The sequence below is a fragment of the Streptomyces sp. CB02056 genome, from assembly GCF_001905545.1.
Lineage (GTDB): Bacteria > Actinomycetota > Actinomycetes > Streptomycetales > Streptomycetaceae > Kitasatospora.
In genome coordinates, this window is record NZ_LIPD01000003.1 from 474,857 (window position 1) to 499,599 (window position 24,743).

The 24,743-nt window shown below is 72.5% G+C and carries 24 protein-coding genes, 1 tRNA gene and 1 pseudogene; 21 read left to right on the top strand and 5 right to left on the bottom strand.

The features are described 5' to 3' along the window. Positions 1 to 7: 7 nt before the first annotated feature. Positions 8 to 526, bottom strand: a complete 519-nt coding sequence (locus AMK13_RS09490) for a YbhB/YbcL family Raf kinase inhibitor-like protein (RefSeq protein ID WP_049650163.1) — start codon at positions 524 to 526, stop codon at positions 8 to 10. A gap of 99 nt (positions 527 to 625) precedes the next feature. On the opposite strand from AMK13_RS09490, the gene AMK13_RS09495 reads away from it, so the two are divergent. After that, positions 626 to 1,285, top strand: coding sequence for a rhomboid family intramembrane serine protease (locus AMK13_RS09495; protein WP_074001820.1), 660 nt, complete (start codon positions 626 to 628; stop codon positions 1,283 to 1,285). A 115-nt stretch (positions 1,286 to 1,400) separates the two neighbouring features. Then, positions 1,401 to 2,567 carry a hypothetical protein gene (locus AMK13_RS09500; RefSeq protein ID WP_074001821.1) on the top strand — a complete coding sequence of 389 codons (1,167 nt, stop codon included), beginning with the start codon at positions 1,401 to 1,403 and terminating at the stop codon, positions 2,565 to 2,567. A gap of 28 nt (positions 2,568 to 2,595) precedes the next feature. On the opposite strand, the gene AMK13_RS09505 is transcribed toward AMK13_RS09500, so the two are convergent. Beyond that, complete coding sequence (locus AMK13_RS09505; RefSeq protein WP_074001822.1) at positions 2,596 to 4,176, bottom strand: helicase HerA-like domain-containing protein; 1,581 nt, start codon at positions 4,174 to 4,176, stop codon at positions 2,596 to 2,598. 192 nt (positions 4,177 to 4,368) lie between these two features. Here AMK13_RS09505 and AMK13_RS09510 point away from each other — a divergent pair, with 192 nt between their 5' ends. Both AMK13_RS09510 and AMK13_RS09515 read left to right on the top strand, forming a co-directional pair. Continuing rightward, positions 4,369 to 4,665, top strand: coding sequence for a type II toxin-antitoxin system VapB family antitoxin (locus AMK13_RS09510; RefSeq protein ID WP_030061387.1), 297 nt, complete (start codon positions 4,369 to 4,371; stop codon positions 4,663 to 4,665). Positions 4,666 to 4,936: 271 nt separating this feature from the next. Further along, complete coding sequence (locus AMK13_RS09515; protein ID WP_049650160.1) at positions 4,937 to 5,620, top strand: LytR C-terminal domain-containing protein; 684 nt, start codon at positions 4,937 to 4,939, stop codon at positions 5,618 to 5,620. A 99-nt stretch (positions 5,621 to 5,719) separates the two neighbouring features. On the opposite strand, the gene upp is transcribed toward AMK13_RS09515, so the two are convergent. Then, positions 5,720 to 6,355, bottom strand: coding sequence for a uracil phosphoribosyltransferase (gene upp / locus AMK13_RS09520; protein ID WP_049650159.1), 636 nt, complete (start codon positions 6,353 to 6,355; stop codon positions 5,720 to 5,722). A 195-nt stretch (positions 6,356 to 6,550) separates the two neighbouring features. On the opposite strand from upp, the gene AMK13_RS09525 reads away from it, so the two are divergent. The 8 genes from AMK13_RS09525 (at position 6,551) to AMK13_RS09555 (ending at position 11,647) form a co-directional block, all read left to right on the top strand. After that, entirely contained in the window at positions 6,551 to 6,754 is a 204-nt protein-coding gene (locus tag AMK13_RS09525) for a hypothetical protein (RefSeq protein WP_049650158.1), read from the top strand. A 349-nt stretch (positions 6,755 to 7,103) separates the two neighbouring features. Then, the gene (locus tag AMK13_RS09530; protein ID WP_049650157.1) at positions 7,104 to 7,661 is read left to right on the top strand and encodes a tRNA adenosine deaminase-associated protein; all 558 of its coding nucleotides are present in this window, start codon (positions 7,104 to 7,106) and stop codon (positions 7,659 to 7,661) included. Between the two features lie 50 nt (positions 7,662 to 7,711). Further along, positions 7,712 to 8,239, top strand: coding sequence for a tRNA adenosine(34) deaminase TadA (gene tadA, locus AMK13_RS09535; protein ID WP_079272045.1), 528 nt, complete (start codon positions 7,712 to 7,714; stop codon positions 8,237 to 8,239). A 67-nt stretch (positions 8,240 to 8,306) separates the two neighbouring features. Next, positions 8,307 to 8,393, top strand: a tRNA-Ser gene (locus AMK13_RS09540). Between the two features lie 487 nt (positions 8,394 to 8,880). Then, positions 8,881 to 9,045: a hypothetical protein gene (locus AMK13_RS44025; RefSeq protein WP_181970620.1), complete on the top strand. Its 165-nt coding sequence runs from the start codon at positions 8,881 to 8,883 to the stop codon at positions 9,043 to 9,045. 94 nt (positions 9,046 to 9,139) lie between these two features. Further along, a complete protein-coding gene (locus AMK13_RS09545; protein WP_049650156.1) occupies positions 9,140 to 9,433 on the top strand; it encodes a Dabb family protein in 294 nt (97 codons plus the stop codon). 315 nt (positions 9,434 to 9,748) lie between these two features. Then, the gene (locus tag AMK13_RS09550; RefSeq protein ID WP_375876738.1) at positions 9,749 to 10,594 is read left to right on the top strand and encodes an RNA polymerase sigma factor SigF; all 846 of its coding nucleotides are present in this window, start codon (positions 9,749 to 9,751) and stop codon (positions 10,592 to 10,594) included. Positions 10,595 to 10,738: 144 nt separating this feature from the next. Then, positions 10,739 to 11,647 carry an RNA polymerase sigma factor SigF gene (locus AMK13_RS09555; RefSeq protein ID WP_049650154.1) on the top strand — a complete coding sequence of 303 codons (909 nt, stop codon included), beginning with the start codon at positions 10,739 to 10,741 and terminating at the stop codon, positions 11,645 to 11,647. Here the strand turns inward: AMK13_RS09555 and AMK13_RS09560 are convergent. Continuing rightward, on the bottom strand, positions 11,634 to 12,623 hold the full coding sequence (locus tag AMK13_RS09560) for a tyrosine-protein phosphatase (RefSeq protein ID WP_079271976.1): 990 nt from the start codon (positions 12,621 to 12,623) through the stop codon (positions 11,634 to 11,636). The genes AMK13_RS09555 and AMK13_RS09560 overlap by 14 nt on opposite strands. A 354-nt stretch (positions 12,624 to 12,977) precedes the next feature. Between AMK13_RS09560 and AMK13_RS09565 the strand changes: the two genes are divergently transcribed. The 8 genes and pseudogenes from AMK13_RS09565 to AMK13_RS09600 all read left to right on the top strand — a co-directional run bounded on the left by AMK13_RS09565 (position 12,978) and on the right by AMK13_RS09600 (position 23,366). Beyond that, positions 12,978 to 15,338 carry a hypothetical protein gene (locus AMK13_RS09565; RefSeq protein ID WP_234348242.1) on the top strand — a complete coding sequence of 787 codons (2,361 nt, stop codon included), beginning with the start codon at positions 12,978 to 12,980 and terminating at the stop codon, positions 15,336 to 15,338. 121 nt (positions 15,339 to 15,459) lie between these two features. Further along, complete coding sequence (gene pelF / locus AMK13_RS09570) at positions 15,460 to 16,974, top strand: GT4 family glycosyltransferase PelF (protein ID WP_074001823.1); 1,515 nt, start codon at positions 15,460 to 15,462, stop codon at positions 16,972 to 16,974. 150 nt (positions 16,975 to 17,124) lie between these two features. Then, positions 17,125 to 18,657 (top strand): hypothetical protein, encoded by a 1,533-nt coding sequence (locus tag AMK13_RS09575; RefSeq protein WP_074001824.1) that lies wholly within the window; start codon positions 17,125 to 17,127, stop codon positions 18,655 to 18,657. Between the two features lie 159 nt (positions 18,658 to 18,816). After that, positions 18,817 to 19,809 carry an SDR family NAD(P)-dependent oxidoreductase gene (locus AMK13_RS09580; protein ID WP_074001825.1) on the top strand — a complete coding sequence of 331 codons (993 nt, stop codon included), beginning with the start codon at positions 18,817 to 18,819 and terminating at the stop codon, positions 19,807 to 19,809. 75 nt (positions 19,810 to 19,884) lie between these two features. Continuing rightward, positions 19,885 to 20,586, top strand: a pseudogene (locus AMK13_RS09585) (nucleotidyltransferase family protein); the annotation flags it as partial. Positions 20,587 to 20,711: 125 nt separating this feature from the next. After that, complete coding sequence (locus AMK13_RS09590) at positions 20,712 to 21,629, top strand: NAD-dependent epimerase/dehydratase family protein (protein ID WP_074001826.1); 918 nt, start codon at positions 20,712 to 20,714, stop codon at positions 21,627 to 21,629. Further along, positions 21,626 to 22,321: a spherulation-specific family 4 protein gene (locus AMK13_RS09595; RefSeq protein WP_074001827.1), complete on the top strand. Its 696-nt coding sequence runs from the start codon at positions 21,626 to 21,628 to the stop codon at positions 22,319 to 22,321. The genes AMK13_RS09590 and AMK13_RS09595 overlap by 4 nt, the downstream gene beginning before the upstream one ends. Positions 22,322 to 22,343: 22 nt before the next feature. After that, on the top strand, positions 22,344 to 23,366 hold the full coding sequence (locus AMK13_RS09600) for an endo alpha-1,4 polygalactosaminidase (RefSeq protein WP_074001828.1): 1,023 nt from the start codon (positions 22,344 to 22,346) through the stop codon (positions 23,364 to 23,366). A 54-nt stretch (positions 23,367 to 23,420) separates the two neighbouring features. On the opposite strand, the gene AMK13_RS09605 is transcribed toward AMK13_RS09600, so the two are convergent. Then, positions 23,421 to 23,621, bottom strand: coding sequence for a hypothetical protein (locus AMK13_RS09605; protein WP_049650146.1), 201 nt, complete (start codon positions 23,619 to 23,621; stop codon positions 23,421 to 23,423). A gap of 143 nt (positions 23,622 to 23,764) precedes the next feature. On the opposite strand from AMK13_RS09605, the gene AMK13_RS09610 reads away from it, so the two are divergent. After that, a complete protein-coding gene (locus AMK13_RS09610) occupies positions 23,765 to 24,718 on the top strand; it encodes an aldo/keto reductase (RefSeq protein ID WP_049650145.1) in 954 nt (317 codons plus the stop codon). Positions 24,719 to 24,743: the final 25 nt, after the last annotated feature.

Below are 24,743 nucleotides of genomic sequence, written 5' to 3' on the forward strand. Positions count from 1 at the left end.
GCCCCGCTCAGACCCCGTACTCGGCGGTCAGCAGCGCCCGGCCCAGGGTGTGGAAGGTGAGGTTGAAGCCCACCTGGGCCGGCGGGGTGTCGGCGGCGACGTCCAGCTTCTCCACGTCCAGCGCGTGCACCGCGAAGACGTAGCGGTGCGGGGCGCCGGGCGGCGGGGCGGCGCCGTCGTACCGGTTGCCCGGGAAGTCGTTGCGGCCGTGGAAGGAGGCCTCGCCGGGCAGGCCGGCGTCCGAGGAGCCGGCGCCGCGCGGCAGGCCGGCGGTGTCGGCGGGCAGGTTCAGGGCGAGCCAGTGCCACCAGCCGGAGCCGGTCGGCGCGTCCGGGTCGTAGCAGGTGACCGCGATGCTCCGGGTGCCCTCCGGCAGGCCCGACCAGGCCAGCTGCGGCGAGAGGTTGCCGTCGGCGTGGACGAACTCCGGGCCCAGCGTGCCGCCTTCGGTGATGTCCTCGCTGCTCAGCGGGAAGGACGGCACCTGCGGAAGGAACTCGTACGGCAGCGGCGCGCGCTTGCTCATGGGCTGGTCACCTCTCACGGTCGGAATGACACAGGTCACTCTAAACGGCTCGCCGTAATCGGGTGCGTGTGCGATCCCGCCGCCCCTAGAGTCGACGGCATGGCCTCCAGAATGACCCGTCTGCTCTCCGACTCGCGCGACGCACTGTTCACCATGCTCGGCCTCCAGGCCGTCATCTGGTCCGTCCAGGTGGTCAACTGGCTGGACGACTACGGGCTGTCGCAGGAGTTCGGCCTGCGCTCGGAGCGGATCGGCGACCTGCCGGAGATCTTCACCTCGCCGTTCCTGCACTTCGGTTGGGACCACATCGCGGCCAATGCCTGGCCGCTGTTCCTGCTCGGCTTCCTGTCCGCCTACCGGGGCATGAAGAAGTTCCTGCTGGCCAGCCTGGTGATCACGATGTCCGACGGGCTGCTGGTCTGGCTGCTGGAGAGCCCGAACACCGTGACGGCCGGGGCGAGCGGCCTGGTCTACGGCTACCTCGGCTACGTGGTGCTGCGCGGCGTGCTGGACCGCAACGTGCTGGACGCGGCGGTCGGCATCGTCATCGCGGCGGTCTACTCGACCATCCTGATCGGCGTGCTGCCGGTCACCCCGGGCGTCAGCTGGCTGGGCCACCTGGGCGGACTGATCGGCGGGCTGGCCGCCGCCTTCCTGCTCCGCAGCCGGCCGGCCGAACAGCGGGCCCCGAAGCCCGCCGCCGCCCCGGACAGCCCCGGATCCGCCCTGCTCAAGCAGCTGGACGACCTGGGCCTGTAGCCCCCGGCCCGGCGGCCGTCGGCCCGGTAGCCCACCCGGGCCATCAGGTATAGACCAATCCCACCCCTGCGGCTAGCGTGGACGGCTCACCCTCCCCCAGCTCCGGAGCCGCACCGTGGAGTCGTCCGTCCTCGCCTTCGCCACCGACCTGCTCGACGAGGGCGCCGACACCTTCTTCGGCAACCTCACCGACCGCGCCGGGGTCGGCGGCGTCACCCTCGCCTCCGTCTACCACGAGGCCCGCGACGTCTTCCCGCACAACCCCCGCCGGGTGGTCCGCTACCTGGAGCCGGGCGCGGCGTACTTCCGCCCCGACCCGGCCGCCTGGCGGGGCCGCCGGCTGGCCCCGGCGCCGTCCACCGCGATCGGCGACCGCGACCCCTTCGCCGAGGCCGGCGAGGAGGCCCGCCGCCGCGGCCTGAAGCTGCACGCCTGGACGGTCTTCTGCCACAACGACCGGCTCGGCTTCGCCCACCCCGACTGCGCCCCCGCCAACGCCTTCGGCGACCGCCACCTCACCGAGCTCTGCCCGGCGAACCCGGAGGTCCGGGAGTACGCGCTGACCCTGGTGGCCGAACTGGCCCGGTACGGCGTGGACGCGGTCCGCGCCGAGTCCCTGCACTTCCACGGGCTGCGCCACGGCTACCACCACGAGCGCTACTTCGAGGAGCTGGGCCCGACCGCCGAGGCCCTGCTCGGGGTCTGCTTCTGCCCGCACTGCCGCGCCGCCGCCACCGCCGCCGGGGTCCCGGCCGAGGAGGTGGCCGAGGCGGTCCGCGCCGAGCTGCGCCACCGGCTGGCCGACGAGTCCGCCGCCGCCCGGCCCGCCGACCTCAGCGCCCTCGCCGACGGCGCCTTCGCCGCCTACGTGGACGCCTCCGCCGCCACCGTCACCTCGCTGGCCGCCGACCTCTCCGAGCAGGCCCGCCGGCACGGCATGCGGCTGAGCTTCATGGACGGCGGCGGCCCGGGCACCGGCTGGCTGGCCGGCATCGACCTGCCCGCCCTCGCCGGAGCCGCCGACCAGATCGAGACCCTCGGCTACGCGAAGACCCCGGAGGCCGTCCGGGAGAAGCTCGCCGCCTTCGCCCTGCACGGCGTCCACCCGAAGTCCATGGCGGTGATCCTGCGCCCGATGTCCTCCGACTGCGACGGCCCGGAGAACCTCGCCGCCAAGATCGCCACCCTGCGCGAACTCGGCGTCCCCGAGGTCGAGTTCTACCACTACGGCCTGATGCGGCTGTCCTCCCTGGACCGGATCGGCGCCGCGCTCTCCTCCTGAGGCCGGCCGCCGCCCGCCCCGGAACCGGTCACCGCCGCCGCTTGGACGTCCCGAACAGGCTGCGCGAGATCTCCTGCCCGAGCTGCTTCCCGGCCGAGCGCGCGAAGGACTTGACGCTCGGGTTGTTCAGCAGCGACCCGAGCAGCCCGCCCACGCCCGCCTGCTCCCGCGCCTTCCCCTCCCGCTCCTCCCGCCGCGCCGCCGGCTCGGGAGGAGCCGACGCGGGAGGCCCGGCCGGCGCCGCCTCCGGCCGGGGGGCGCGCGCCGCCAGCTTCTCGTACGCCGACTCCCGGTCGATCGCGTCCCGGTAGCGCGCCGTCAGCGGCGAGGCGTCCACCACCGCCCGCAGGTCCGCCGCCTCGATCGGCCCCATCAGCGACTGCGGCGCCCGCAGCCTGGTCGCCGCGACCGGGGTCGGCGCGCCCTTCTCGGAGAGGACGGTGACCACGGCCTCGCCGGTGCCCAGCGAGGTCAGCACCGCGCCGAGGTCGTACGAGGAGCGCGGGAAGGTCGAGACGGTGGCCTTCAGCGCCTTGGCGTCGTCGGGGGTGAAGGCGCGCAGCGCGTGCTGCACCCGGTTGCCCAACTGCGCAAGCACGTCGGACGGGACGTCCCGCGGCGTCTGGGTCACGAAGAAGATGCCGACGCCCTTGGAGCGGATCAGCCGCACGGTCTGGGTGATCGCCTCCAGGAAGGCCTTGGAGGCGCCCTTGAACAGAAGGTGCGCCTCGTCGAAGAAGAACACCAGCTTGGGCTTGTCCGGGTCGCCCACCTCGGGCAGCTCCTGGTAGAGGTCGGCGAGCAGCCACATCAGGAAGGTGGAGAACAGCCGCGGCCGGTCCTGTACGGCGGGCAGTTCCAGCACCGAGACCACGCCCCGGCCGTCCGGAGCGGTCCGCAGCAGTTCGGCGGTGTCGAACTCGGGCTCGCCGAAGAACGCCCCGGCGCCCTCGTTCTCCAGCACGGTGAGCGCCCGCAGGATCACCCCGGCGGTGGCCGCCGAGAGCCCGCCGATGGTCCGCAGCTCCTCCTTGCCCTCGGGCGAGGCGAGGAAGGCGATCACCGCGGTGAGGTCCTTGAGGTCGTAGAGCTCCAGGCCCTTGGCGTCGGCGTAGTGGAACACCAGGGTGAGCGAGGACTCCTGGGTCTCGTTCAGGTCGAGCACCTTGGCCAGCAGCAGCGGCCCGAAGCTGGTGACGGTGGCCCGGATCGGGATGCCCGCGCCCTGCCCGCCGAGCGCGTAGAACTCGGCGGGGCAGCCGCGCGGCTCCCACTGCTGCCCGACCTCGGCGGCCCGGGCACCGGTCCGCTCGCTCGGCGTCCCGGGCGCGGCGACACCGGAGACGTCCCCCTTGATGTCGGCCAGGAACACCGGCACGCCCTGCGCGGAGAGCTGTTCGGCGATCAGCTGGAGGGTCTTGGTCTTGCCGGTGCCGGTGGCCCCGGCGACCAGCCCGTGCCGGTTGAGCACGCCCAGCGGGATGCGCACCTGGGCGTCCGGGTACGCGGTGCCGTCCAGCAGCACCGCGCCGAGGTCGAGGGCAGGGCCGGTGAAGGCGTACCCGGCGGCGATCTCCCGGACGGCCTGCGGGGTGAGGTCGGAGTCCATCGGTGAACACTCCTGAGCGGATCGGAACGCTTCGGAACGCTTCGGCATCGGCACGGAACCCGATCGGCACCGGGCGATGTTCGCGACATTTCCCATCAAACAGCGGCATTCGTCCATGCGCAGTTCACACCGGCGCGCGTGGCGGAGCCTCGGCTGCTGCGCCATCCGCCGTCCGAACGGTAGGCTTTCCGTGTGATCTTCAAGCGCATCGGCAATGGGCGGCCGTACCCGGATCACGGCCGGACGAGCACCCGCCAGTGGGCTGACGTCGCCCCGCGCCCGGTGCGACTCGACCAGCTGGTGACCACCAAGGGCCAACTCGACCTCGAAACCCTCCTGGCCGAGGACTCGACGTTCTACGGGGACCTCTTCGCCCACGTGGTGAAGTGGCACGGCGACCTCTACCTGGAGGACGGCCTGCACCGGGCCGTCCGGGCGGCGTTGCAGCAGCGCCAGGTGCTGCACGCCCGCGTCCTCGAAATGGAGTGACGGACCCCCGACCGGGCCGTCGGACCCCCACGGGCTTTCCGGACCGCCCCCTCGCCACCCGGCGGAGGGCGGTCCGCGCGTACCCCGGTACCCCCTTTCGGGTACCGGGGTACGCCAGATGATGATCGTTTAGTACCTTCGAGGCTGTCCGGCACTACGCTGCTGACTACGGCCGCGACCAGGGGATTCCGCCCGCACCGGGGGAAGCCCCCACCCGGCCGATCCGTCATCCCGACCCCGCCCTGGTACGAGGGGGAGACAAACCGTGAGCATGTTGACTCCCCAAGGCCTCAAGGGGAAGCAGTACCGCGTCACCGGCAACACCTACCCGCGCCTGGGCCGGCCTCCGAAGAAGAGCCGCAAGGTGATCGCCGCACTCGCCGGCCTGCTCGCCCTGGCCCTGGTCGCGCTCGGCGGCGTGCAGCTGTACGACATCTTCACCGGCAGGAACAAGAACGCCTCGGCCCAGGCCTGCGCGGACCCGTCCGGCAAGCCGCTGGCCGCCCCGACGCCGGGGGCCGCCCCGGGCACCCCCGCCGCCTCCGGTGCGCCCGCCGCCGCGCAGGGCGACCCGCACGCCGTCCCGCAGGCCTCCGCCGTCACCGTGAACGTCTACAACGCCACCACCAAGGCCGGGCTGGCCGGCCGGACGGCCGAGGAGTTCAAGAAGCGCGGCTTCGTCATCGGCAAGGTCGGCAACGCCCCGGCCGAGCTGGACAAGAAGGTGCCCGGCACCGCCCAGGTGATCGCCGGTCCGGCCGGCGCCGGCGCGGGCACCCTGGTCGGTTCGCAGATCGCCGGGGCCGCCGTCACCGCCGACGCCCGCACCGACACCACCGTGGACTTCGTGATCGGCGACAGCTACAACGCCCTGCTGGACGAGACCCAGGCGGCCGCCGCCCTCGCGCTGGCCACCAAGCCCTCCCCCGCCCCGACCGCCACCGGCAGCTGCTGAGGCGGCACCGACCGGACGCGCGGCACCACCGAACACCGAGAGCCCCCGGCAGACGCAGTGCCGGGGGCTCTCGGTGTTCGGTGGTTCGGGTGGGGAGGCTCAGCCGGCCGTGCCGTACAGCCGGTCGCCCGCGTCGCCGAGGCCCGGGACGATGTAGCCGTTCTCGTTGAGCCGCTCGTCCACGGCGGCGGTGACGACGGTGACCGGCAGGCCTGCCAGCTCCCGCTCCATCACCTCGACGCCCTCGGGGGCGGCCAGCAGCACCACGGCGGTGACGTCGGTGGCGCCGCGCTCGATCAGCATCCTGATCGCGGCGACCAGGGTGCCGCCGGTGGCCAGCATCGGGTCGAGCACGTAGACCTGGCGGCCGGAGAGGTCGTCCGGCATCCGGGTGGCGTAGGTGGAGGCCTCCAGGGTCTCCTCGTTGCGGACCATGCCGAGGAAACCCACCTCGGCGGTCGGCAGCAGCCGGGTCATCCCGTCCAGCATGCCGAGGCCGGCCCGCAGGATCGGGACCACCAGCGGGCGCGGGTAGCTGAGGCGGGTACCCAGCGTGACCGCCACGGGGGTGGTGATCTCCACCTCGTCGGTGCGGACGTCCCGGGTGGCCTCGTAGGCGAGGAGGGTCACCAGCTCGTCGGTCAGGCGACGGAAGGTCGGCGAGTCGGTGCGCTCGTCGCGCAGGGTGGAGAGCTTGTGGGCGACCAGGGGGTGGTCAACAACGTGGAGACGCATGTATCGAGGTTAGCCCGGTCCTGGACGGGTGTACGACTCGCCGTGCCCACCGGGGCACCGGTCCGGGTGACGCTCCCGTGACTCGCCGTGACCCGGCGCGGCCGTCCGGACGGAAGTGCCTCCTGTGGTATCAACCGGGCCGTTCTGGGAATGTCACCTCTTATGACGAGCAACCCGAACCCTGGGGACGGCTCGATGGACGAGCCCGTCGACGGGGTGGGCCGGAGCCCGGGCCCGCCGTACGACCACCCCGAGACGGAAGCGGAGCGCCGCAAGCGGCGGGCCGTCTTCCTGCGCGAGCTCACCGAGGCGCGCGAGCTGCGGGAGCGGGTCCAGCCGCGGCGGACCAAGGAGCGGCGGATGCGCGAGGCGATGCGGATGCGGACCTTCCGGATCTGACCGGGCCCGGAACCGCCCCCGGAACCGCCTCGGGAGGCACCCCCGGACCACCCTGATGCCACCCTGGCGCCCGTCCGGCGCGACACCCGGACGGCCCCGGGAAGGGACCCGAACGGCCCCGCCGGGCGTTCGGAGCAAATTTCGACCGGCCTCGGACCGCCCCGGCCCGGCTTCGCCGTCCGCCACCCGGTCCTTCCGACACGACCTGCAAAGACGCGCTGCAGAACACCCCCCGCAAGGGCGGGCTTTCTGTCACGATTCCGATGGGACGGTCCGAACAAGCGGACCGCCTCTGGCGCGGGGGCGGCCAGATTTCCGCGTTGCCCGTGCGCGCCGACAGCCGAGACCGATGATCTTGGGAGTGTCCCTGGTGGCGTACTTCGCTGCAGTGCTTGCTCGCACCGAGGACGGGTGGGATGTGAGCGAGACGGAGCTCGACGACGTCGAAACCCTCGCCGATCTGGCCGACCTGGCCCGCGGATCCGCCCAGGACGACGACAGCGTCCTGATCTTCATCGAACAGGAGGACGCCTGGTTCGCCGTCGTCCGCGTGGACGGCGAGGAGGACCCGCGGATCTTCGTGTCGGACGGCGCCGCGGCCGCCCGCAGCTCCTACGGCTCCGTCCTCACCGACGAGTTGGTCGACCAGGCCGGCGAGAGCGAGTTCGGCGACCTGGACCACCTGCTGGACGAGGCCGAGGAGGCCGAGGAGCAGGACGAGGAGGACGCCGACGCCCGCGGCGGCGTCCCGGTCGGCCCGCTCGGCGACGCCCACCTGCTCACCGAGTTCGGCCTCGCCGCCGACGAGCTGCTGGCGCTCAGCGGCGAGGGCGCGGTCCCGGGCGACGCCCTGGAGGAGATCGCCGAGGCCCTGGGCTGCGGCGAGGTCCTGGAGGCCGTCCGGTAGCGGCGTCGGCCATGCCGGTGTCCACCACCGGATACCCGACACTGGATGCCATGCAGCCCGCATCCACTCCGCTGACCGTCCCGCGCGTCCCCCCGCTGCCCGCCCCCGTCCGCCCCGACCCGGTCCGCGACCGCTGGGCGGCGCCGATGCGCCTCGCCATCGCCGAGGCCGCGCTGGCGCCGGCCACCGGGGACGTACCGGTCGGGGCGCTCGTCCTGGACCCGGACGGCGAGGTGATCGGACGCGGCCACAACGAGCGCGAGGCGGTCGGCGACCCGACCGCGCACGCCGAGGTGGTCGCGGTCCGGCAGGCCGCGGAGAAGACCGGGGAGTGGCGGCTGAGCGGCTGCACGCTGGTCGTCACGCTGGAGCCGTGCACCATGTGCGCCGGCGCCATCGTGCTGTCCCGGATCGACCGGGTGGTCTACGGCGCCCTCGACGAGAAGGCCGGCGCGGCCGGCTCGCTCTTCGACGTGATGCGCGACCGCCGGCTCAACCACCGGCCCGAGGTGATCCCGGGCGTCCTCGCCGACGAGTGCGGCGCGCAGCTGCGCGCCTTCTTCGACACCCACCGCTGAGGGCCCGCCGGGCACCGCGGTGATACGGATTTCGTGACTGCGCCACCCCTCCGGTAGAGTTCCTCTCGGTAGCGTGTCCGAGCGGCCAAAGGAGCACGCCTCGAAAGCGTGTGTGGGGGCAACTCCACCGTGGGTTCGAATCCCACCGCTACCGCTCGAGAGCCCGAGGGCCCGTCCGATCCGGACGGGCCCTCGGCGTTTGTCCGCCCACGTCGCGGGAGCCGCAGGGCACCGCCGGAACGGCCCCGGACATGGGAACGGCTCCGTACCCCGGGCCGATGACCACCGGTGCCCGGTCCGTACGGAGCCTGGAGGGGGAGCGGTTCGGGGGGACTGACCGCTCCCCCGGCGGAGTCCCACAACCGGCGCCGCGTCGGGGGGAAGCCGCGGCGACCGGTCCCACAGCGGGGAGCTCCGGATCCATGCACCGGGGATTCCTGCCAGATCCTCGGTACGTCTTCCATCCTGCCGTCCGGCCCGCGAGCGGGCATCCGGAGAAAGGCCCCACTCGCGGGGACCTTCGTCCCGCCGGCCGAACGCGTCGCACACTTGATAGCCCGTCCGGGTGGATAAGCTGCCCCCTGCAGGCCGCTCGGGGACCGGATGACGGCGGCCCACAGCTGGGAGGAAGAGGTCACCCGATGGCGCAGGCGAAGAAGATCGGCATGGCCCTCCTGCTCATCTTCGTGCTCTACTCGATCATCACCTCACCCTCCCGGTCCGCCGAGCTGGTCCAGCTCGGCTTCGAGGGGATCTCGAACGCGGCCAAGGCCGTCGGCACCTTCATGACCGGTCTGATCAAGTGACGGACGGCCCGCACCCATTCGGGTAGCGGTCGGCCCCCTGGCACCGGCTACGGTGAGCGGGACCCTCTGTCCCCGTCCGCGAGGAGCGGCAATCGTGATCCGCCACCTGGTCCTGTTCAAGCTCAACGAAGGCGTCAGCAAGGACGAAGAGCGCGTGCTCGCCGGCGCCAAGGCCTTCGACGCGCTCGGCTCGGTGATCCCCGAGCTGCGCGAGTGGGAGTGCGGCTGGAACACCACCGAGCGCGACATCGCGTACGACTACGCGATCAACAGCCTGGTCGAGGACCGCGACGCCCTCCAGGCCTACCTGACCCACCCGGACCACCAGGCCGCGGCCGGCCTCTGGCGCGAGTTCGCCACCTGGGTGATCGCCGACGTCGAGGTCTGAGCACCCGTCCGGCCCCCACCCGTCCGACCCGGACCACCCGAAGCCCGACCCCGGCGCTTCCCCCGGACGGACCGCGGCGCCCCGTCCGGCTTCCGGGCGGGGCGCCTTGCTCCGTCCCGGAACGATCCGCGCGGCGGTTCGCCGGCCGGCCCGGGAAAGGTTGAACGGCCCACCAACACACCTCCATCGGGTGCTTGCCCGACCTGTGCCCACCTTGTGATGCTATGACCGGTTTTGCCGGACATGGCGAGGTCGTGAACCCGCCGTGGCACCCGCTCCGCAGGGCCCGCCGTTGACGACTTTGGGAGGGGTGAGGTGTCCGTGGACGAAGTGCTGGCTGCGATCACCAGCCCGGCCGGCGAGCTCCGACCGGACCGGCTGCGCGGCCCCGGCGGCCGCCCCGCCGTGGACGTCCGGACGCTGACCCGGGTGCTGTTCGAACGGCTCGCCGAGCTGCCCCCGGACGCCCCCGAGCGGGAGCGGGTCCGGGCCGCCCTGATCGAGGTGAACATCCCGCTGGTCCGCTACGCCGCCACCCGCTTCCGCAGCCGCAGCGAGCCGATGGAGGACGTCGTCCAGGTCGGCACCATCGGCCTGATCAACGCGATCGACCGCTTCGACCCCGGCCGCGGCGTCCAGTTCCCCACCTACGCGCTGCCGACCATCCTGGGCGAGATCAAGCGCTACTTCCGGGACAACGTCCGCACCATGCACGTCCCGCGCCGGCTCCAGGAGCTGTGGGTCCAGGTCAGCGGCGCGATGGAGGAGCTGACAGTGCTGCACGGCCGGGTGCCCAAGGTGCCCGAGATCGCCGCCAGCCTGCGGATCCCCGAGGAGGACGTGCGGGCCTGCCTGGACGCCGGGCGGGCGTACAACGCGGCGTCCCTGGAGGCCGCACAGGAGCACGAGGGCGGGCTCGCCCTGCTCGACCGGCTCGGCTACGAGGACTCCGCGCTGGCCGAGGTCGAGCACCGGGACATGGTCCGCCACCTGCTGGTCCAGCTCCCCGAGCGGGAGCGGCGGATCGTGATGCTGCGGTTCTTCGCCAACCTGACCCAGTCCCAGATCAGCACCGAGCTGGGGATGTCCCAGATGCACGTGTCCCGGCTGCTCTCCCGGATCCTGACCAGGCTTCGGACCGGCAACTCCTGGGAAGAGTGAGATTGCAGCGAGTTACCCCGGCGTGACATCTTGCGACGTTCGGGTTTGCCGTGGACCGTGTTCCGGTATGCAGGGGGAAGGCCCTCGCCGGGAACCACCGCGCGACGGCCCCCGTTCAACTGACAGTCACAAGGGGGTGGGTGCATGTCCGGAGAGCTGGGCACTGCGGAGATCCACGCTGGCGGCCAGGCCAACGGCACGGCCGTCGTCGAGGACCTGGTCCCGCGGCAGCGGGTCGAACCGGCCCGGCCGCCCGGCCCCGACACGGGACCGGAGACGCCGCCCGGCTCGGTGCTGGACACCCGGACGCTCTCCCGCTCGCTGTTCCTGCGGCTGGCCGCGCTGGACCCGGGCAGCGCCGAGCACACCTACGTCCGCGACACCCTGATCGAGCTCAACCTGCCGCTGGTCCGGTACGCCTCGGCGCGCTTCCGCAGCCGCAACGAGCCGATGGAGGACATCGTCCAGGTCGGCACGATCGGCCTGATCAAGGCGATCGACCGGTTCGACCCGGAGCGCGGGGTGGAGTTCCCCACCTTCGCGATGCCCACCGTGGTCGGCGAGATCAAGCGCTTCTTCCGGGACACCAGCTGGTCGGTCCGCGTTCCGCGCCGGCTCCAGGAGCTGCGGCTGGCGCTCACCAAGGCCGGCGACGAACTCTCCCAGCGGCTGGACCGCTCCCCCACCGTCGCCGAGCTGGCGGCCTGCCTGGGGGTCAGCGAGGAGGACGTGGTCGAGGGCCTCGCGGTCGGCAACGCGTACACCGCCAGCTCGCTCGACTCCAGCACCGGCGAGGAGGACAGCGACGGCCCGCTGGCCGACCGGCTCGGCTACGAGGACCTCGCGCTGGAGGGCGTCGAGTACCGGGAGTCGCTCAAGCCGCTGCTGGCCAAGCTGCCGCCGCGCGAGCGCCGGATCATCATGCTGCGGTTCTTCGGCAACCTCACCCAGTCGCAGATCGGCGAGGAGATCGGGATCTCCCAGATGCACGTCTCGCGGCTGCTCACCCGGACGCTCACCCAGCTGCGCGAGGGGCTGATCAACGAGGGCTGAGCCGACCACCGGGAGCCGGGCCGCCCCGCTCGGCTCCCGGGTCGTCCAGCAGGTTGGCGCGCAGCCCGGCCAGCACCTCCCCGTCCAGTCCGAGTCCGTCCCGCCAGTAGGCGTCGAAGCCGCCCCAGCCGGCCGCGACCTCGGCGAAGGCCGCGTCCAGGTAGCCGCCGTCGGCGCGGAAGACCGGCAGGAGCAGCTCGGGCTCGCGCATCAGGCCGCGGGCCCCGAAGTCGTCCAGCACCCGTCGTACGACCGGGGCGGAGCGCTCGTTGGTGAGCAGGTAGTCGGCCAGGACGGTCTCCCGGTCCACCCCCAGGGCGGTCAGCAGGAGGGCCGCGGCCCAGCCGGTGCGGTCCTTGCCCGCCGAGCAGTGGAACAGCAGCGGCGGCCCCTGAGGGTCCGCCAGCAGCCGTAGCAGGGCGGCGAATCGCTCGCGCGCCACCCGGTCCGTGACGAACCACCGGTAGAGGCCGGCCATCCGGGCGGCCGCCCGGCCGTCGCCGAGCAGCGCCCGCTGGCGCTCCGGGTCGTGGTCCGCCAGCGCGTCGCGGACCAGCAGGACGATGTCGAAGTCCGGTGCCAGCAGGGGGAGATGGTGCAGCGTCACACCGCCGGGCAGGTGGTCCAGACCGGTCTCGCGGACTTCGGCCATGCTCCGCAGGTCCACCACGCTGCGCAGGCCGAGCGCGCCGAGCGGGCCGAGGTCCTCGGCGGTGACACGGTTCAGGCCATCGCTGCGCAGTGCCACCCCGGGCCGGAGAATCCGCCCGTCAGCCGTCCGGTACCCGCCCAGATCACGGGCATTCAGCGCACCGCGCAAACCGAGACTGCGTCCGACCAGCGGCGTTCCGCCCGCCTCCGGTGACGCATTCCGTACGCTCGGGAATCCCCCGGACTCGGTATGCTGATCGACCATGTGAGCACCTCCATTGCATATTCGGACTGTCACATGGCACAGCCGTGCCCGATATTGCATGAACCTGCCCAACTGGGCGGCGAGATGTGCAAGAGTGTCATGCGCAACGACGACAGTGTAGGTGTCCCGCCCGCCCCACTGGGCCGCACCGTCGGTAACCACGTGTAGCAGTCAGCTTCCGGTTTTTCATTTTCAATTCACTATTTGCGCCGCCGGTCCGGTTCCGGTCACAATCAGCGCCTTCATGGCTTCGCCATGAACGTTGGTAACAGGTTCGCTGCACTCTCGCCCAATTGGTCCCTCGCACCACCGTCCCTCGACCAGGATGGGCCCGGGCAGCCTGCTGCCCGCGAACAGCTACACGGGCAGGCGAGCGCCGAGCAGCGTGACGCCTGCACCAAGGGGAGGATCACCATGGGTCGAGCGACCCGAAGAGTCGCCGCGTGCGCGGCGGCAGTCCTGCTGGCCAGCGGCTTGCAGACCACCCTGGCCCACGCCGACGCGGCGCCGCCCAGGATCGACCTCACCGTCCTGGTCGTCGACGACGGCGGCCCGTCCGTCGCTGCCATCACCGCCGAGTTGAAGAGCCAGGGCACGCCCTACAAGGTCATCAGCCTCAATGACCCCAACCGCCCCGTCATCAACTCCGCTTTCCTGAGCGACACGCTGAACGGCCAGCCCCGCGGGAAGTTCCAGGGCATCGTGCTGCCCAACGAAAACCCCTTCCCCAACAGTGCCACCGAGATGACGGCGATCGCGACCTACGAAGCCGCATTCAACGTCCGCCAGATCGACGCGTACACGTGGGCCAACCCGGCGGTGGGGCTGAACTACGCCCAGAATCCCGGATTCGTGGGCACTCTCGACGGATTCCAGGGCGCCACCACGGCGGCCGGAACTTCGGGCCCGTTCGGGTACCTCAAGGGCAGCGTCCCGTTCGAGGACAACGACCCGAACGTCGGCGAGAGCTACGGCTACCTGGCCACTCCGCTCGCCAGCCTGCCGGCCGGCGCCTCGTTCGTCCCGCTGGTCGACGCGCCGATACCCAACACGGCCAGCCGCGGTTCGCTGGTCGGTGAGTACACCCACGACGGCCGCAAGGAACTGGTCGTCACGTTCGTCTACAACCAGTACCAGCAGCAGTACCGGCTGCTGGCCCGCGGCATGGTCGACTGGCTCACCCAGGGCGTCCACCTCGGCTACGACCGCAACTACTTCGCCACCCACGTGGACGACGTCTTCCTGGCCGACGACCGCTGGGACACCGTGCTCAAGTGCACCCCCGGCGACGTCACCTGCCCGCCCGGCACCCCGGACACCGCCAACCCGATCCGGATGACCGTCGACGACGCCAACCACCTCAAGCAGTGGCAGGCCGCCAACAACTTCACCCTGGACATGGTGTTCAACGGTGGCGGCAGCGAGGACTGGAAGGCCGACCACCAGACCACGGTGGACCCCACGGCGAACCAGATGATCGCCGACCAGAGCAACTACCGGTGGGTCAACCACACCTACACCCACCCGTACCTGGGCTGCGAGCAGAACGTCACCGTGGTGCCGTGGGTCTGCGCCAAGAACACCGCGGGCGCCACCGTCTGGGTCGACCAGAACACCATCTCCTCCCAGATCAAGACCAACGCCGACTGGGCCACCGCGAACGGCCTGGGCTTCGACCCGCAGTCCCTGGTCACCGGCGAGCACTCCGGCCTGCTGACCGCCCCGCAGGAGACCAGCGACAACCCGAACCTGGCGCCGGCGCTGGCCGCCAACGGCATCAAGTTCACCGCCAGCGACGCCTCCCGCGAGACCGGCCAGCGGCCCGTCGGCTCCGCCCTGACCGTGCCGCGGTACCCGATGAACGTCTTCTACAACGCCGGTACGGCGAAGGAGGAGGCCGACGAGTACAACTGGATCTACACCAGCAAGGCCAACGGCGGCAGCGGCGTCTGCGAGAACAACGCCAACTCCACCTGCCTGCCCCAGCCGCTGGACACCACCACCGGCTACCAGTCGTACATCGTGCCGCTGGAGGCCCGGATCGACCTCGGCCACGTGCTGAGCAACGACCCGCGGCCGCACTTCGTGCACCAGTCGAACCTGTCCGAGGACCGCATCCTGTACCCGGTGCTGGAGAAGATCCTCGGCACCTACCGCTCGCTGCACGCGGACAGCGCCCCGATCGTGAACCTGAGCCAGCGCGAGATCGGCCAGGAGTTCCAGCGCCGCGCGGCCTGGAACACCGCCCTCGCCTCCGGCCAGGTCACCGCCTACCGGGTCGGCAGCACCGTCACCGTCAACGCGCCGTCCGGCGTTCAGGTCCAGGCCACCATGCCGACCGGAACCGCTCAGAAGCTGGCCATCGGAACGGGCGGGTTCGGTTCGTCCTACGCCGGTACCCTCTCGGGTTGGGTGTCCCCGGGCGCGCTGCAGAGCAGCGTCACCCTGCAGCTGCCGTCCGCGCCGGCCGCCCCGGCCCCCGTCGCGCCGGGCGTCGCGGCCAAGTCCGTCCCGGCCCCGGCGCCGGCGGACAAGAAGGTCGTGCCGCAGGGTGTCGCCACCCCGGTCCCGGTGGGGCCGAGCGACACCACCCGCAAGCCCGCTCCGTCCCTGGTCCCGGGTAGCGGAACCCCGGTGCCCGGCAAGGATGTCCTCGCTGGCACCATCGGTCAGGGCGGCAACGGCCACGACGACAAGGCTGCGACGAAGAACGGCAAGGCCTCTGGGGGGACGGCCACGCCGAGCAGCACCACCGGACGCTCCGGCAACCGGTAACCGGTAACCAGCACCACCCGCCACCGGCGGGGCCGGGCCGGTCGCCCGGCCCGGCCCCGCCACGGCTCCCGTTCCGGTCATCCAGGCCGGAACCTACGCAAGAACAGGAGGGGGGACAGGAATGCGCGTCACCCTGCTCACCGAGGGGACGTATCCGCACCAGCACGGCGGCGTGAGCGTCTGGTGCGACCAGCTCGTTCAGGGCATGCCGGACGTCGAGTTCGACGTCATCGCCGTCACCGGAACCGGCCACGAGCCACTGGCCTGGGAACTGCCCGCCAACGTACGGTCGGTCACCACCGCGCCGCTGTGGGGGCCCGCCTCGGAGGGCCGACCGCCCCGCGGCAAGGAGATGCGGCGCTTCCTCAACGCGTACGAGCGCTTCCTGCACTCCATCCTCGACCCGGTCTACACCACCCACTTCGGCACCGAGCTGTACAACTTCGCCGACCTCGCCCGGCACGGGCTGCTCAGCCCGGCGCTGCGCAGCGAGCGCGCGCTGCGCACCCTCCAGCAGGTCTGGACCCGCGACTACCTGCCGACCGCCGTCTCCCGGCCCACCCTGCACGACGCCCTGAACGCCACCGACCTGCTGGAGCACGCCCTGCGGCCGCTCTCGGTCGAGCCGCCCAAGGACGGCGTCGCGCACGCGGCCAGCGGCGGCCTCGCCACCCTGCCGGGGCTGATCGCCGCCCAGCAGTACGGCGTACCGTTTCTGCTCACCGAGCACGGCATCTACCTGCGCGAGCGCTACCTCGGCTACCGCACCGGCCCCTACCGCTGGCCGGTCAAGGCGCTGCTGCTCGGCTTCTACCGGATGCTCGCCGAGGAGAGCTACCGGCAGGCCGCCCTCGTCACCCCCGGCAACCGGTACAACCGGCGCTGGGAGGAGCGCGGCGGCACGCCGTCCTCGCACATCCGCACCGTCTACAACGGGGTGGACCCGGCGGCCTTCCCGCCGGCCGGCCCCGAGCCCGAGACGCCGACCCTCAGCTGGGCCGGCCGGGTCGACCCGATCAAGGACCTGGAGACGCTGATCCGGGCCTTCGCCATCGTCCAGCGGGAGATCCCCGAGGCGCGTCTGCGGCTCTTCGGCGGCACCCCCAAGGGCGGCGAGGCGTACCGGGACGGCTGCATAGCCCTGGCCGCCGAGCTCGGCATAGCCGACTCGGTGGCCTTCGAGGGCCGCGTCGCCGACATCACCGACGCGTACGCGGCGGGCAACGTGGTCATGCTCTCCAGCATCAGCGAGGGCTTCCCGTTCACCCTGATCGAGGCGATGTCCTGCGGCCGCGCGACCGTCTCGACCGACGTCGGCGGCGTGCGCGAGGCCGTCGGCGACACCGGACTGGTCGTCCCGCCGCGCGAACCCGAACCGATGGCGGCCGCCGCGATCGAGCTGCTGCGCGACGCCGAACGGCGCGCCCGGCTCGGCGAGGGCGCCCGGCTGCGGGTGATCGAGCAGTTCACCCTCCGCCAGAACATCGACGGCTTCCGCGGCATCTACACCGAGCTCCTGGGCACCGCCCGCTGGATGCCCGGCGGCATGGTCGCCGTCACCGACCAGGTCCCCAGCCCCGACTGGGACCAGCAGCTGGCCGCCGCCCGCCCCGAGCCGAGCGAGGTCGGCGCGTGAACGGGAACGGCGACAGAACCATCGAGAGGCGCGTGTCCCGCTCAGCGGCCGCCGAGCACAACGAGGTGGACGCGTGAACGAGCGCAGCGAGCGAACCATCGAAAGGCGCGTGTCCCGCTCAGCGGCCGCCGAGCACAGCGAGGTGGACGCATGAGCGGTCCGTTGCGACTGATTCCGGGCGAGGCCGGCCCCGACCAGACCGTGCAGCTGCGCGCCCTGCCGCTCAAGCGCCGCCGTCCCGCCCCGTCGGAGCAGGAGCCGGAGCCGGAGCCGGAGGACGCGCTCTACCTCCCCGCGGACCCGCTGGACGAGCTCGCCGAGCGCCTGCGCGACGTCTGCGCCGACGCCGTCCACCCGTACGAGATCGCGGCCTTCCTGGAGTCCGACGGCCTGTCGGACGAGCAGGCCGCCCTGCTGTACGGCCGCCCCGACGCGTTCACCGTCGCCGAGGAACTGTTCGAGAAGGTCGAGCGCCGCTACCCCGGCCCGAGCTCCGAGTTCGCCAACCCCTGGCGGGCCGACCCCTGGCGCTGCGTGGTGCGCGGCCTGGTGTTCGCCCTGCCGGGGCTCGGCTACCTGCTCGGCGCCAACCTGTTCGCGACCACCCGGATGCGCTTCGGCCTGCCCTCGGGCATGCTCGCGCTGTCCGTCGCCACGCTGGTCAGCTGGGGCTTCAACCAGGCGCTGGCGCACCGCTCCTACCGCTGGCTGGGCCGGCTGCGCCGCCGCGAGGCCGCGGTCTGCCTGGCCGTCGGCGCCCCGGTCGGCGCGCTGGTCGCGGCGGCCGCCGCGTACGTGGTCGGCGGGCCGCTGGGCGCGCTGTGCTTCGCCGCCGGGCAGTCCTGCTACCTGGGCGCGGCGACCGTGCTGCTGGTGCTCGGGCGGGAGAAGTTCCTGCTGCTGGCGCTGGCCCCGGCCTCGGTCGGCGCGGGCGTGGTGCTGGCGGCGGACGTCCCCCAGCCGGTCCGTACGGTCGTGCTGCTCGTCTCGCTGGTGCTGGCGGTCGGACTGGCCGTCCGGGAGCTGCTGGTCTGCATCCGCGGCGGCGAACGCGAGTCCGTCGAGCTGAGGCTGCCGGTCCGCCAGGAGGTCCCGCACCTGCTGTTCGGCCTGGCCTGCGGCGCGCTCACGCTGATCGCCGGCCTCGGCGGGACGATCCACCAGGCCGTGCAGTCCGGCGGCCTCCCCGCGCAGGGGACGTCGACCACCCCGACCGGACCGGCCATGATCGCGCTGACGCTCAGCCTGGGCCTCGCCGAGTGGCTACTCTTCCGCTACCGGGCGATGGCGGTGGCCGCCCTGCGCACCAGCCACACCAGCGGCCAGTTCACCCGCCGCACCGGCGGGATCCTGCTCGGCTGCCTGTTCATCTACCTCACCACCGTGGCCGCGCTGGACGCCGCCGCGACCGTGCTGTGGCCCGGCGCCCCCGCGCTCGGCGTGCCGCAGCTCGGCGCGATGCTGCTCCTCGGCGGCTCGCTCTGGCTGGCGCTGCTGCTGAACGCCTTCGGGTTCAGCTGGAGCACCGCCCTCGTCTGTCTGGCCGCCGCGGTCGCCGAGAGCGCCGGGCTGCTGGCGGGTGCGGACCCGATCGTCCTGCAGCTGATCGGCTGCGGGACGGCCGCCTTCGTCCTCACCGCACTGGCCGGGCCCGCGCTCGGCCGCACCACCCAGCACCGCTGAAAACGCACCACCCAGCACCGCTGAACACATCGAATATCCCGCACGCCTCCTTCGCGTGCACCGCCGTACCCGTTCCACCTGAGACACCCACCGGGCCAACGGCGGCCGGCCACCCCAGTGCGTCCGGCCGCCCCGGCAGATCGAGAAAGCGACATCCGCATGAGCAGCGTTGCGGTTACCGGAGCCGAGGGCTTCATCGGCTCCCACCTCGTCGAGACCCTGGTCGCCGACGGGCACCACGTCCGCGCGATGGTCCAGTACAACTCGTTCTCGTCCTTCGGCTGGCTGGAGACCCTGTCCGAGGAGGTGCTGGACTCGGTCGAGATCGTCCTCGGCGACGTCCGGGACCCGGGCTCGGTCAACGGCCTGGTCAAGGGCACCGAGGCGGTCTACCACCTGGCCGCCCTGATCGCGATCCCGTACTCCTACCGCGCCCCCCACTCGTACGTGGACACCAACGTCACCGGCACCCTGAACGTGCTGGAGGCGGTGCGCCACCAGGAGATCCCCCGCCTGGTGCACACCTCCACCAGCGAGACCTACGGCACCGCGCAGACCGTGCCGATCACCGAGGACCACCCGATCAACACCCAGTCCCCGTACGCCGCCTCCAAGGCCGGCGGGGACCGGCTGGCCGACAGCTACCACGCCAGCTTCGAGACCCCGGTCGTCACCCTGCGCCCGTTCAACACCTTCGGCCCGCGCCAGTCGATGCGCGCCGTCATCCCGACCGTGATCGCCCAGGTCGCGGCCGGCCAGACCGAGATCACCCTCGGCGACCTGCGCCCGACCCGCGACTTCACGTTCGTCAAGGACACCGCCAACGCCTTCCGCACGGTGGGCTCCGCGCCCGCCGACACGGTGGTCGGCCGGACCTTCAACGCCGGCACCGGCGGCGAGATCTCGGTCGGCGACCTGGTCACCCTGGTCGGCAAGCTGATGGGCGTGGACCTGGTGGTGAAGGAGGACGAGCAGCGCATCCGTCCGACCAACTCCGAGGTCATGCGCCTGGTCGCGGACGCGACCCGGCTGCGCGAGGCCACCGGCTGGGCCCCGAACTTCAGCCTGGAGCAGGGCCTGGAGCAGACCATCGAGTTCTTCCGCGACCCGGCCAACCTGGCCCGCTACAAGACCGACATCTACAACGTCTGACCCGCCCCGACCGATCTTGCTCGTCCTGGTAACCAAGGTTCGTGTCCTGCACATCCTTTCCGTGGGGGAAACACCATGCACGCAGTGATCCTGGCCGGCGGTAAGGGCGTCCGTCTCCGCCCGTACACCACCGCGCTTCCCAAGCCGCTCGTCCCGATCGGCGACCAGCACGCGATCCTGGAGATCGTGATGCGCCAGCTCGCCGCCGCGGGCTTCCAGAGCGTCACCCTGGCCATCGGCCACCTCGGCCACATCATCCGCGCCTACGTCGGCAACGGCTCGCAGTGGGGCCTGCGGGTCGGCTACGCCGTCGAGGACAGCCCGCTCGGCACCATGGGCCCGCTGCTCACCATGCAGGAGCGCCTGCCCGAGCACTTCCTGGTGATGAACGGCGACATCCTGACCGACCTGGACTTCGCCGGGGTGCTCAAGCACCACGAGGCGTCCGGCGCCCCGCTGACCATCGCCACCTACGCCCGCCAGGTCAAGATCGACTTCGGCGTGCTGACCTCCGAAGAGGGCACCATCACCGGCTTCCAGGAGAAGCCCAGCATCGACTACCGCGTCTCGATGGGCGTGTACGGCGTCTCCCGCTCGGCGCTGGCCAAGTACACCCCCGGCCTGCCGCTGGGCTTCGACGAGCTGGTGCTCGACCTGCTGGCCGCCGAGACCCCGCCCGCCGCGTACGAGTTCGGCGGCTACTGGCTGGACATCGGCCGGCCCGACGACTACGACCGGGCCAACGCCGAGTTCTCCACCATCCGTCCGGTCCTGATGCCCTTCGAGTCGAGCGGCATCACACCGGGTGTCGCGGAGCTGCCGATCCCGGCCGCCCGCACCGCCCCGGACGACGCGACCACCGAGCCCGCCACCGCGGGCGCCGAGAGCGACGGACGGGCCGCGTGAGAATTCTGCTCCTCGGCGGCGACGGCTTCCTCGGCCGTCACGCCACCGCCGTCCTGCGGTCAGTGCCCGGTGCCACCGTGCTGACCGCGGGCCGGCGGCCCGCCCACGACCTCCGGCTGGACCTGGCCACCGCCCAGGCCGGCCCGCTCGGCGAGGAACTGTCCGCGCTGGCCCCCGACGCGGTGGTCAACTTCGCCGGCGCGGTGGCCGGCAGCGCGGTCAAGCTCGCCGAGGTGAACGCCCGCGGCCCGGCGGTGCTCTGCGAGGCGCTCTCCCTCGGCGCCCCGAAGGCCCGCCTGGTGCACATCGGTTCGGCCGGCGAGTACGGCGTCTGCGCGCGGGGCGAGTCCCTCGCCGAGGACGCCGACGCCCGCCCGGTCGGCGTGTACGGCGCGACCAAGCTGGCCGGTTCCCTCGCGGTGGCCGGCTCGCCGCTGGACGCCGTGGTGCTGCGGGTGTTCAACCCGGTCGGCCCCGGCGCCCCGGCGGGCTCGCTGCCCGGGCGGCTGGCCGCCGAGCTGCGCCGGGTGGCGCCCGAGGGCGCCGACGGCGTGATCACGGTCGGCGACCTCTCCGCCTACCGAGACTTCGTCGACGCCCGGGACGTGGCGAAGGCGGTCGGCCTGGCCGTCACCGCCGACCGTCCGCTCCCCCGGGTGCTCAACCTGGCCTCCGGGCACGCCCGGCAGGTCCGGGCGATCGCGGACGGGCTGGTCACCGCGGCCGGCTTCACCGGCCGGATCGACGAGAGCGGGGCGGGCTCCGAGCGCTCGGCTGCGGTCTCCTGGCAGCAGGCCGACGTGTCGGCCGCCGACCGGGAGCTCGGCTGGCGGCCGGAGACGGACCTCGCCGACACCCTGCGCGACCTGTGGCTCGGCACCGCCGGGCCCACGCCCGACCCGGTGGTCGCATGACCGCCGGGCACACCCCCGACGGCCGCCTGCTGGTGCCGCTGTACGTCCACCCCGCGGTGGACCCGGCGGCCTGGCAGGCGGTCGCCGCCGCCGACCCCGCCCGGATCGCCGCCGTCGTGCTCAACCTCGCCGACGGTCCGGGCGAGTTCCCGGACCACGTCTTCGCCGAGGCCGCCGACGAACTCCGCGCCGCCGGACTGCCGTTGGTCGGCTACACCGACACCGACTACGGCCGCCGGCCGCACGCGGCCGTGGTGGCCGACATCCTGACGTACCGTCAGCGCCACGGCATCACCGGCGTCTACCTCGACCAGGTCTCCACCCACCCGGGTGCGCTCGCGCACTACCGGCGGCTGGCCACGGCCGCCCGCGCGGCCGGCTGCGGCACCGTGGTGTTCGGCCACGGCGAGCACCCGGACCCGGGCTACGCCGAAGTCGGCCTGGCCGACCTGCTGGTGACCTTCGAGGGCGACTGGGACGCCTACCGCGCCATGACGCTGCCGCTGTGGACCGGCCGGCACGCGGCCTCCCGCTTCTGCCACCTGGTCTACGACGTCCCTTCCGAGCACGCCCAGGACGCCGCCGCCCTGATCGCCGCCCGGCGAGCCGGCGTCGGCTGCGCCGTACCGGGGGCCGGGGAGAACCCCTGGCGCACCCTGCCGTACGGCCTGAACGCCGCCGAACTGACCTGACCCGATCCGGAGTCCGACTACCGTGAACCGCCGCAACCACCGGCACCTCCCGGCCGCCCTGGCCCTCGCCACCGCCACCGCCCTGCTGGTCAGCTCGTGCAGCAGCTCGGGATCGGAGGACGACCAGGACTCGGCCGACGGCACCCCGAGCAACTCCCCCGCGGCCACCGCGCCGAGCACCCCCGGCACCCCCGACCCGAGCACCACCGAGCCGGGCACGCCGACCCCCGTGCCCACCGCTCCCGGCACCACCGCGCCCGCCCCGGGCACGCCCGGCAGCAGCACGCCTCCCGGCACCCCGCAGGGCACCGGCACCCCGCCGGGCAACCCGGCACCACCGGCCGGCGCCCGCTGGCAGCCCGCCCCGGGCCTGGCCTGGCAGTGGCAACTCGGCGGCGGCGTCGACCAGTCGGTGGACGTCCCGGTCTACGACATCGACGGCTTCGAGAACGACGCCTCGGTGGTGGCCGCGCTGCACGCCAAGGGCCGCAAGGTGATCTGCTACATCAACGCCGGCTCCTGGGAGGACTTCCGCCCCGACTCCGCCGCCTTCGCCAAGTCCCTCCAGGGCTCGGACACCGGCTGGAAGGGCGAGAAGTGGTTCGACATCCGCAAGCTCGACCAGCTGAAGCCGCTGATGGCCGCCCGCTTCGACATGTGCCGGAGCAAGGGCTTCGACGCCGTCGAGCCGGACACCATCGAGGCGTACAACCAGAACAGCGGCTTCCCGCTGACCCCGGACGACCAGCTCAAGTACAACCGGATGCTGGCCCAGCTCGCCCACGAACGCGGCCTGGCCATCGGCCTGAAGAACGACCTGGACCAGATCCCGGCCCTGCTCCCGGACTTCGACTTCGCGGTCAACGAGGAGTGCGCGCAGTTCGACGAGTGCGACCGGGTCGCGCCCTTCGTCAAGGCGGGCAAGGCGGTCTTCCACGTCGAGTACAAGCTCGACACGGACCAGTTCTGCGGCAAGGCCAAGTCGCTGGGCTTCAGTTCGATGCGGAAGAAGCTCGAACTGAACGCCTGGCGCAAGCCCTGCTGAGGTGTTCGTCTTCCGTCGCGCGGGTGACCCGGACGAGGGTCACCCGCGCGAAGGTCACTTGACCGCCAGCCAGACGACGGCGCCCAGGACGACCAGCACGACGACGGCGACCAGCGCGATCACGCCGGTGCGGCCGCTGCTCTTGCTGCTGCCGTAGGTGGAAACGTTGCCCGGGGCCTGGGGCGCCGGGCTCTCGTCGACGAACGCCCGGAACATCTGGGTGCTGCCGGCGGGGTCGTAGTCGTTGTCAGCCATGGCACGGACTCTAACGAATCGGCCCACCTCGGGCACACCCCGGACCCCCGTCGCGCGGACCACACCACCCTTCCGTGCAACAGCCTCGTGAAGACCGCGGGGTTCCCGGAATGCCGGGCCGGGCCATGGGGTTGACTGCCTTCATGACCGGAAACCACAGCCGGGTGAGCCTCGGCACCTCCGACCTGTCCGTCTTCCCGCTCTCCCTCGGCGGCAACGTCTTCGGCTGGACGGCCGACGAACAGCAGTCCTTCGCCGTCCTGGACGCCTACGCGGCGGCCGGCGGAAACTTCGTCGACACCGCCGACGTCTACTCCTCCTGGGCCCCGGGCAACACCGGCGGCGAGTCCGAGACCGTCCTCGGCAACTGGCTGCGCAGCCGCGGCAACCGCGAGGACGTCGTGATCGCCACCAAGGTCGGCATGCTCGCCGAGCGCGGTGGCCTGGGCGCCGCCAACATCAAGGCCGCGGCCGAGGACTCGCTGCGCCGCCTGGGCGTCGAGCGGATCGACCTCTACTACACCCACCGGGACGACGACACCCCGGTCGAGGAGTTCGTCACCGCGCTGGACGAGCTGGTCCGCGAGGGCAAGGTCCGGGCGGTCGCCGCCTCCAACATCTCCGCCGAGCGGCTCACCGAGGCGCTGGCCTTCGCCGAGCGCGAGGGCCTGGCGAAGTACGTCGCCGTCCAGCCGCACTACAACCTGGTCTCGCGCGGCACCTTCGAAGGCCCGCTGGCCGACGTGGTCGCCGAGCACGGCCTGGCCACCGTCCCGTACTACGCGCTGGCCTCCGGCTTCCTGACCGGCAAGTACCGTCCGGGCGCCGACGGCGTGGCCAGCGCCCGCGCAGAGGGCGCCGCCCGCTACCTGGCCGAGCCGCGCGGCCCCAAGGTGCTGGAGGCGCTGGACACCGTCGCCGCCGAGCAGGGGGTGGAGCCCGCCTCCGTCGCCCTGGCCTGGCTCGCCGCCCGTCCGACGGTCGCCGCCCCGATCGCCAGCGCCCGCACCGTCGAGCAGCTCCCGCCGCTGCTGGTCGGCGCCACCCTGCAGCTCACCCCGGAGCAGACCGCCCTGCTGGACGCCGCCTCCGCCTGAGCCGGATCCGGCACCGCGGCCGCTC

What these genes read in the sequence shown, in the direction of transcription:
- AMK13_RS09490 (WP_049650163.1), bottom strand. Translation starts at nt 526, where the DNA reads ATGAGCAAGCGCGCGCCGCTGCCGTACGAGTTCCTTCCGCAGGTGCCG.
- AMK13_RS09495 (WP_074001820.1), top strand. Translation starts at nt 626, where the DNA reads ATGGCCTCCAGAATGACCCGTCTGCTCTCCGACTCGCGCGACGCACTG.
- AMK13_RS09505 (WP_074001822.1), bottom strand. Translation starts at nt 4,176, where the DNA reads ATGGACTCCGACCTCACCCCGCAGGCCGTCCGGGAGATCGCCGCCGGG.
- AMK13_RS09515 (WP_049650160.1), top strand. Translation starts at nt 4,937, where the DNA reads ATGTTGACTCCCCAAGGCCTCAAGGGGAAGCAGTACCGCGTCACCGGC.
- upp (WP_049650159.1), bottom strand. Translation starts at nt 6,355, where the DNA reads ATGCGTCTCCACGTTGTTGACCACCCCCTGGTCGCCCACAAGCTCTCC.
- AMK13_RS09525 (WP_049650158.1), top strand. Translation starts at nt 6,551, where the DNA reads ATGGACGAGCCCGTCGACGGGGTGGGCCGGAGCCCGGGCCCGCCGTAC.
- AMK13_RS09530 (WP_049650157.1), top strand. Translation starts at nt 7,104, where the DNA reads ATGATCTTGGGAGTGTCCCTGGTGGCGTACTTCGCTGCAGTGCTTGCT.
- tadA (WP_079272045.1), top strand. Translation starts at nt 7,712, where the DNA reads ATGCAGCCCGCATCCACTCCGCTGACCGTCCCGCGCGTCCCCCCGCTG.
- AMK13_RS44025 (WP_181970620.1), top strand. Translation starts at nt 8,881, where the DNA reads ATGGCGCAGGCGAAGAAGATCGGCATGGCCCTCCTGCTCATCTTCGTG.
- AMK13_RS09555 (WP_049650154.1), top strand. Translation starts at nt 10,739, where the DNA reads ATGTCCGGAGAGCTGGGCACTGCGGAGATCCACGCTGGCGGCCAGGCC.
- AMK13_RS09560 (WP_079271976.1), bottom strand. Translation starts at nt 12,623, where the DNA reads ATGCAATATCGGGCACGGCTGTGCCATGTGACAGTCCGAATATGCAAT.
- AMK13_RS09565 (WP_234348242.1), top strand. Translation starts at nt 12,978, where the DNA reads ATGGGTCGAGCGACCCGAAGAGTCGCCGCGTGCGCGGCGGCAGTCCTG.
- pelF (WP_074001823.1), top strand. Translation starts at nt 15,460, where the DNA reads ATGCGCGTCACCCTGCTCACCGAGGGGACGTATCCGCACCAGCACGGC.
- AMK13_RS09575 (WP_074001824.1), top strand. Translation starts at nt 17,125, where the DNA reads ATGAGCGGTCCGTTGCGACTGATTCCGGGCGAGGCCGGCCCCGACCAG.
- AMK13_RS09580 (WP_074001825.1), top strand. Translation starts at nt 18,817, where the DNA reads ATGAGCAGCGTTGCGGTTACCGGAGCCGAGGGCTTCATCGGCTCCCAC.
- AMK13_RS09595 (WP_074001827.1), top strand. Translation starts at nt 21,626, where the DNA reads ATGACCGCCGGGCACACCCCCGACGGCCGCCTGCTGGTGCCGCTGTAC.
- AMK13_RS09605 (WP_049650146.1), bottom strand. Translation starts at nt 23,621, where the DNA reads ATGGCTGACAACGACTACGACCCCGCCGGCAGCACCCAGATGTTCCGG.
- AMK13_RS09610 (WP_049650145.1), top strand. Translation starts at nt 23,765, where the DNA reads ATGACCGGAAACCACAGCCGGGTGAGCCTCGGCACCTCCGACCTGTCC.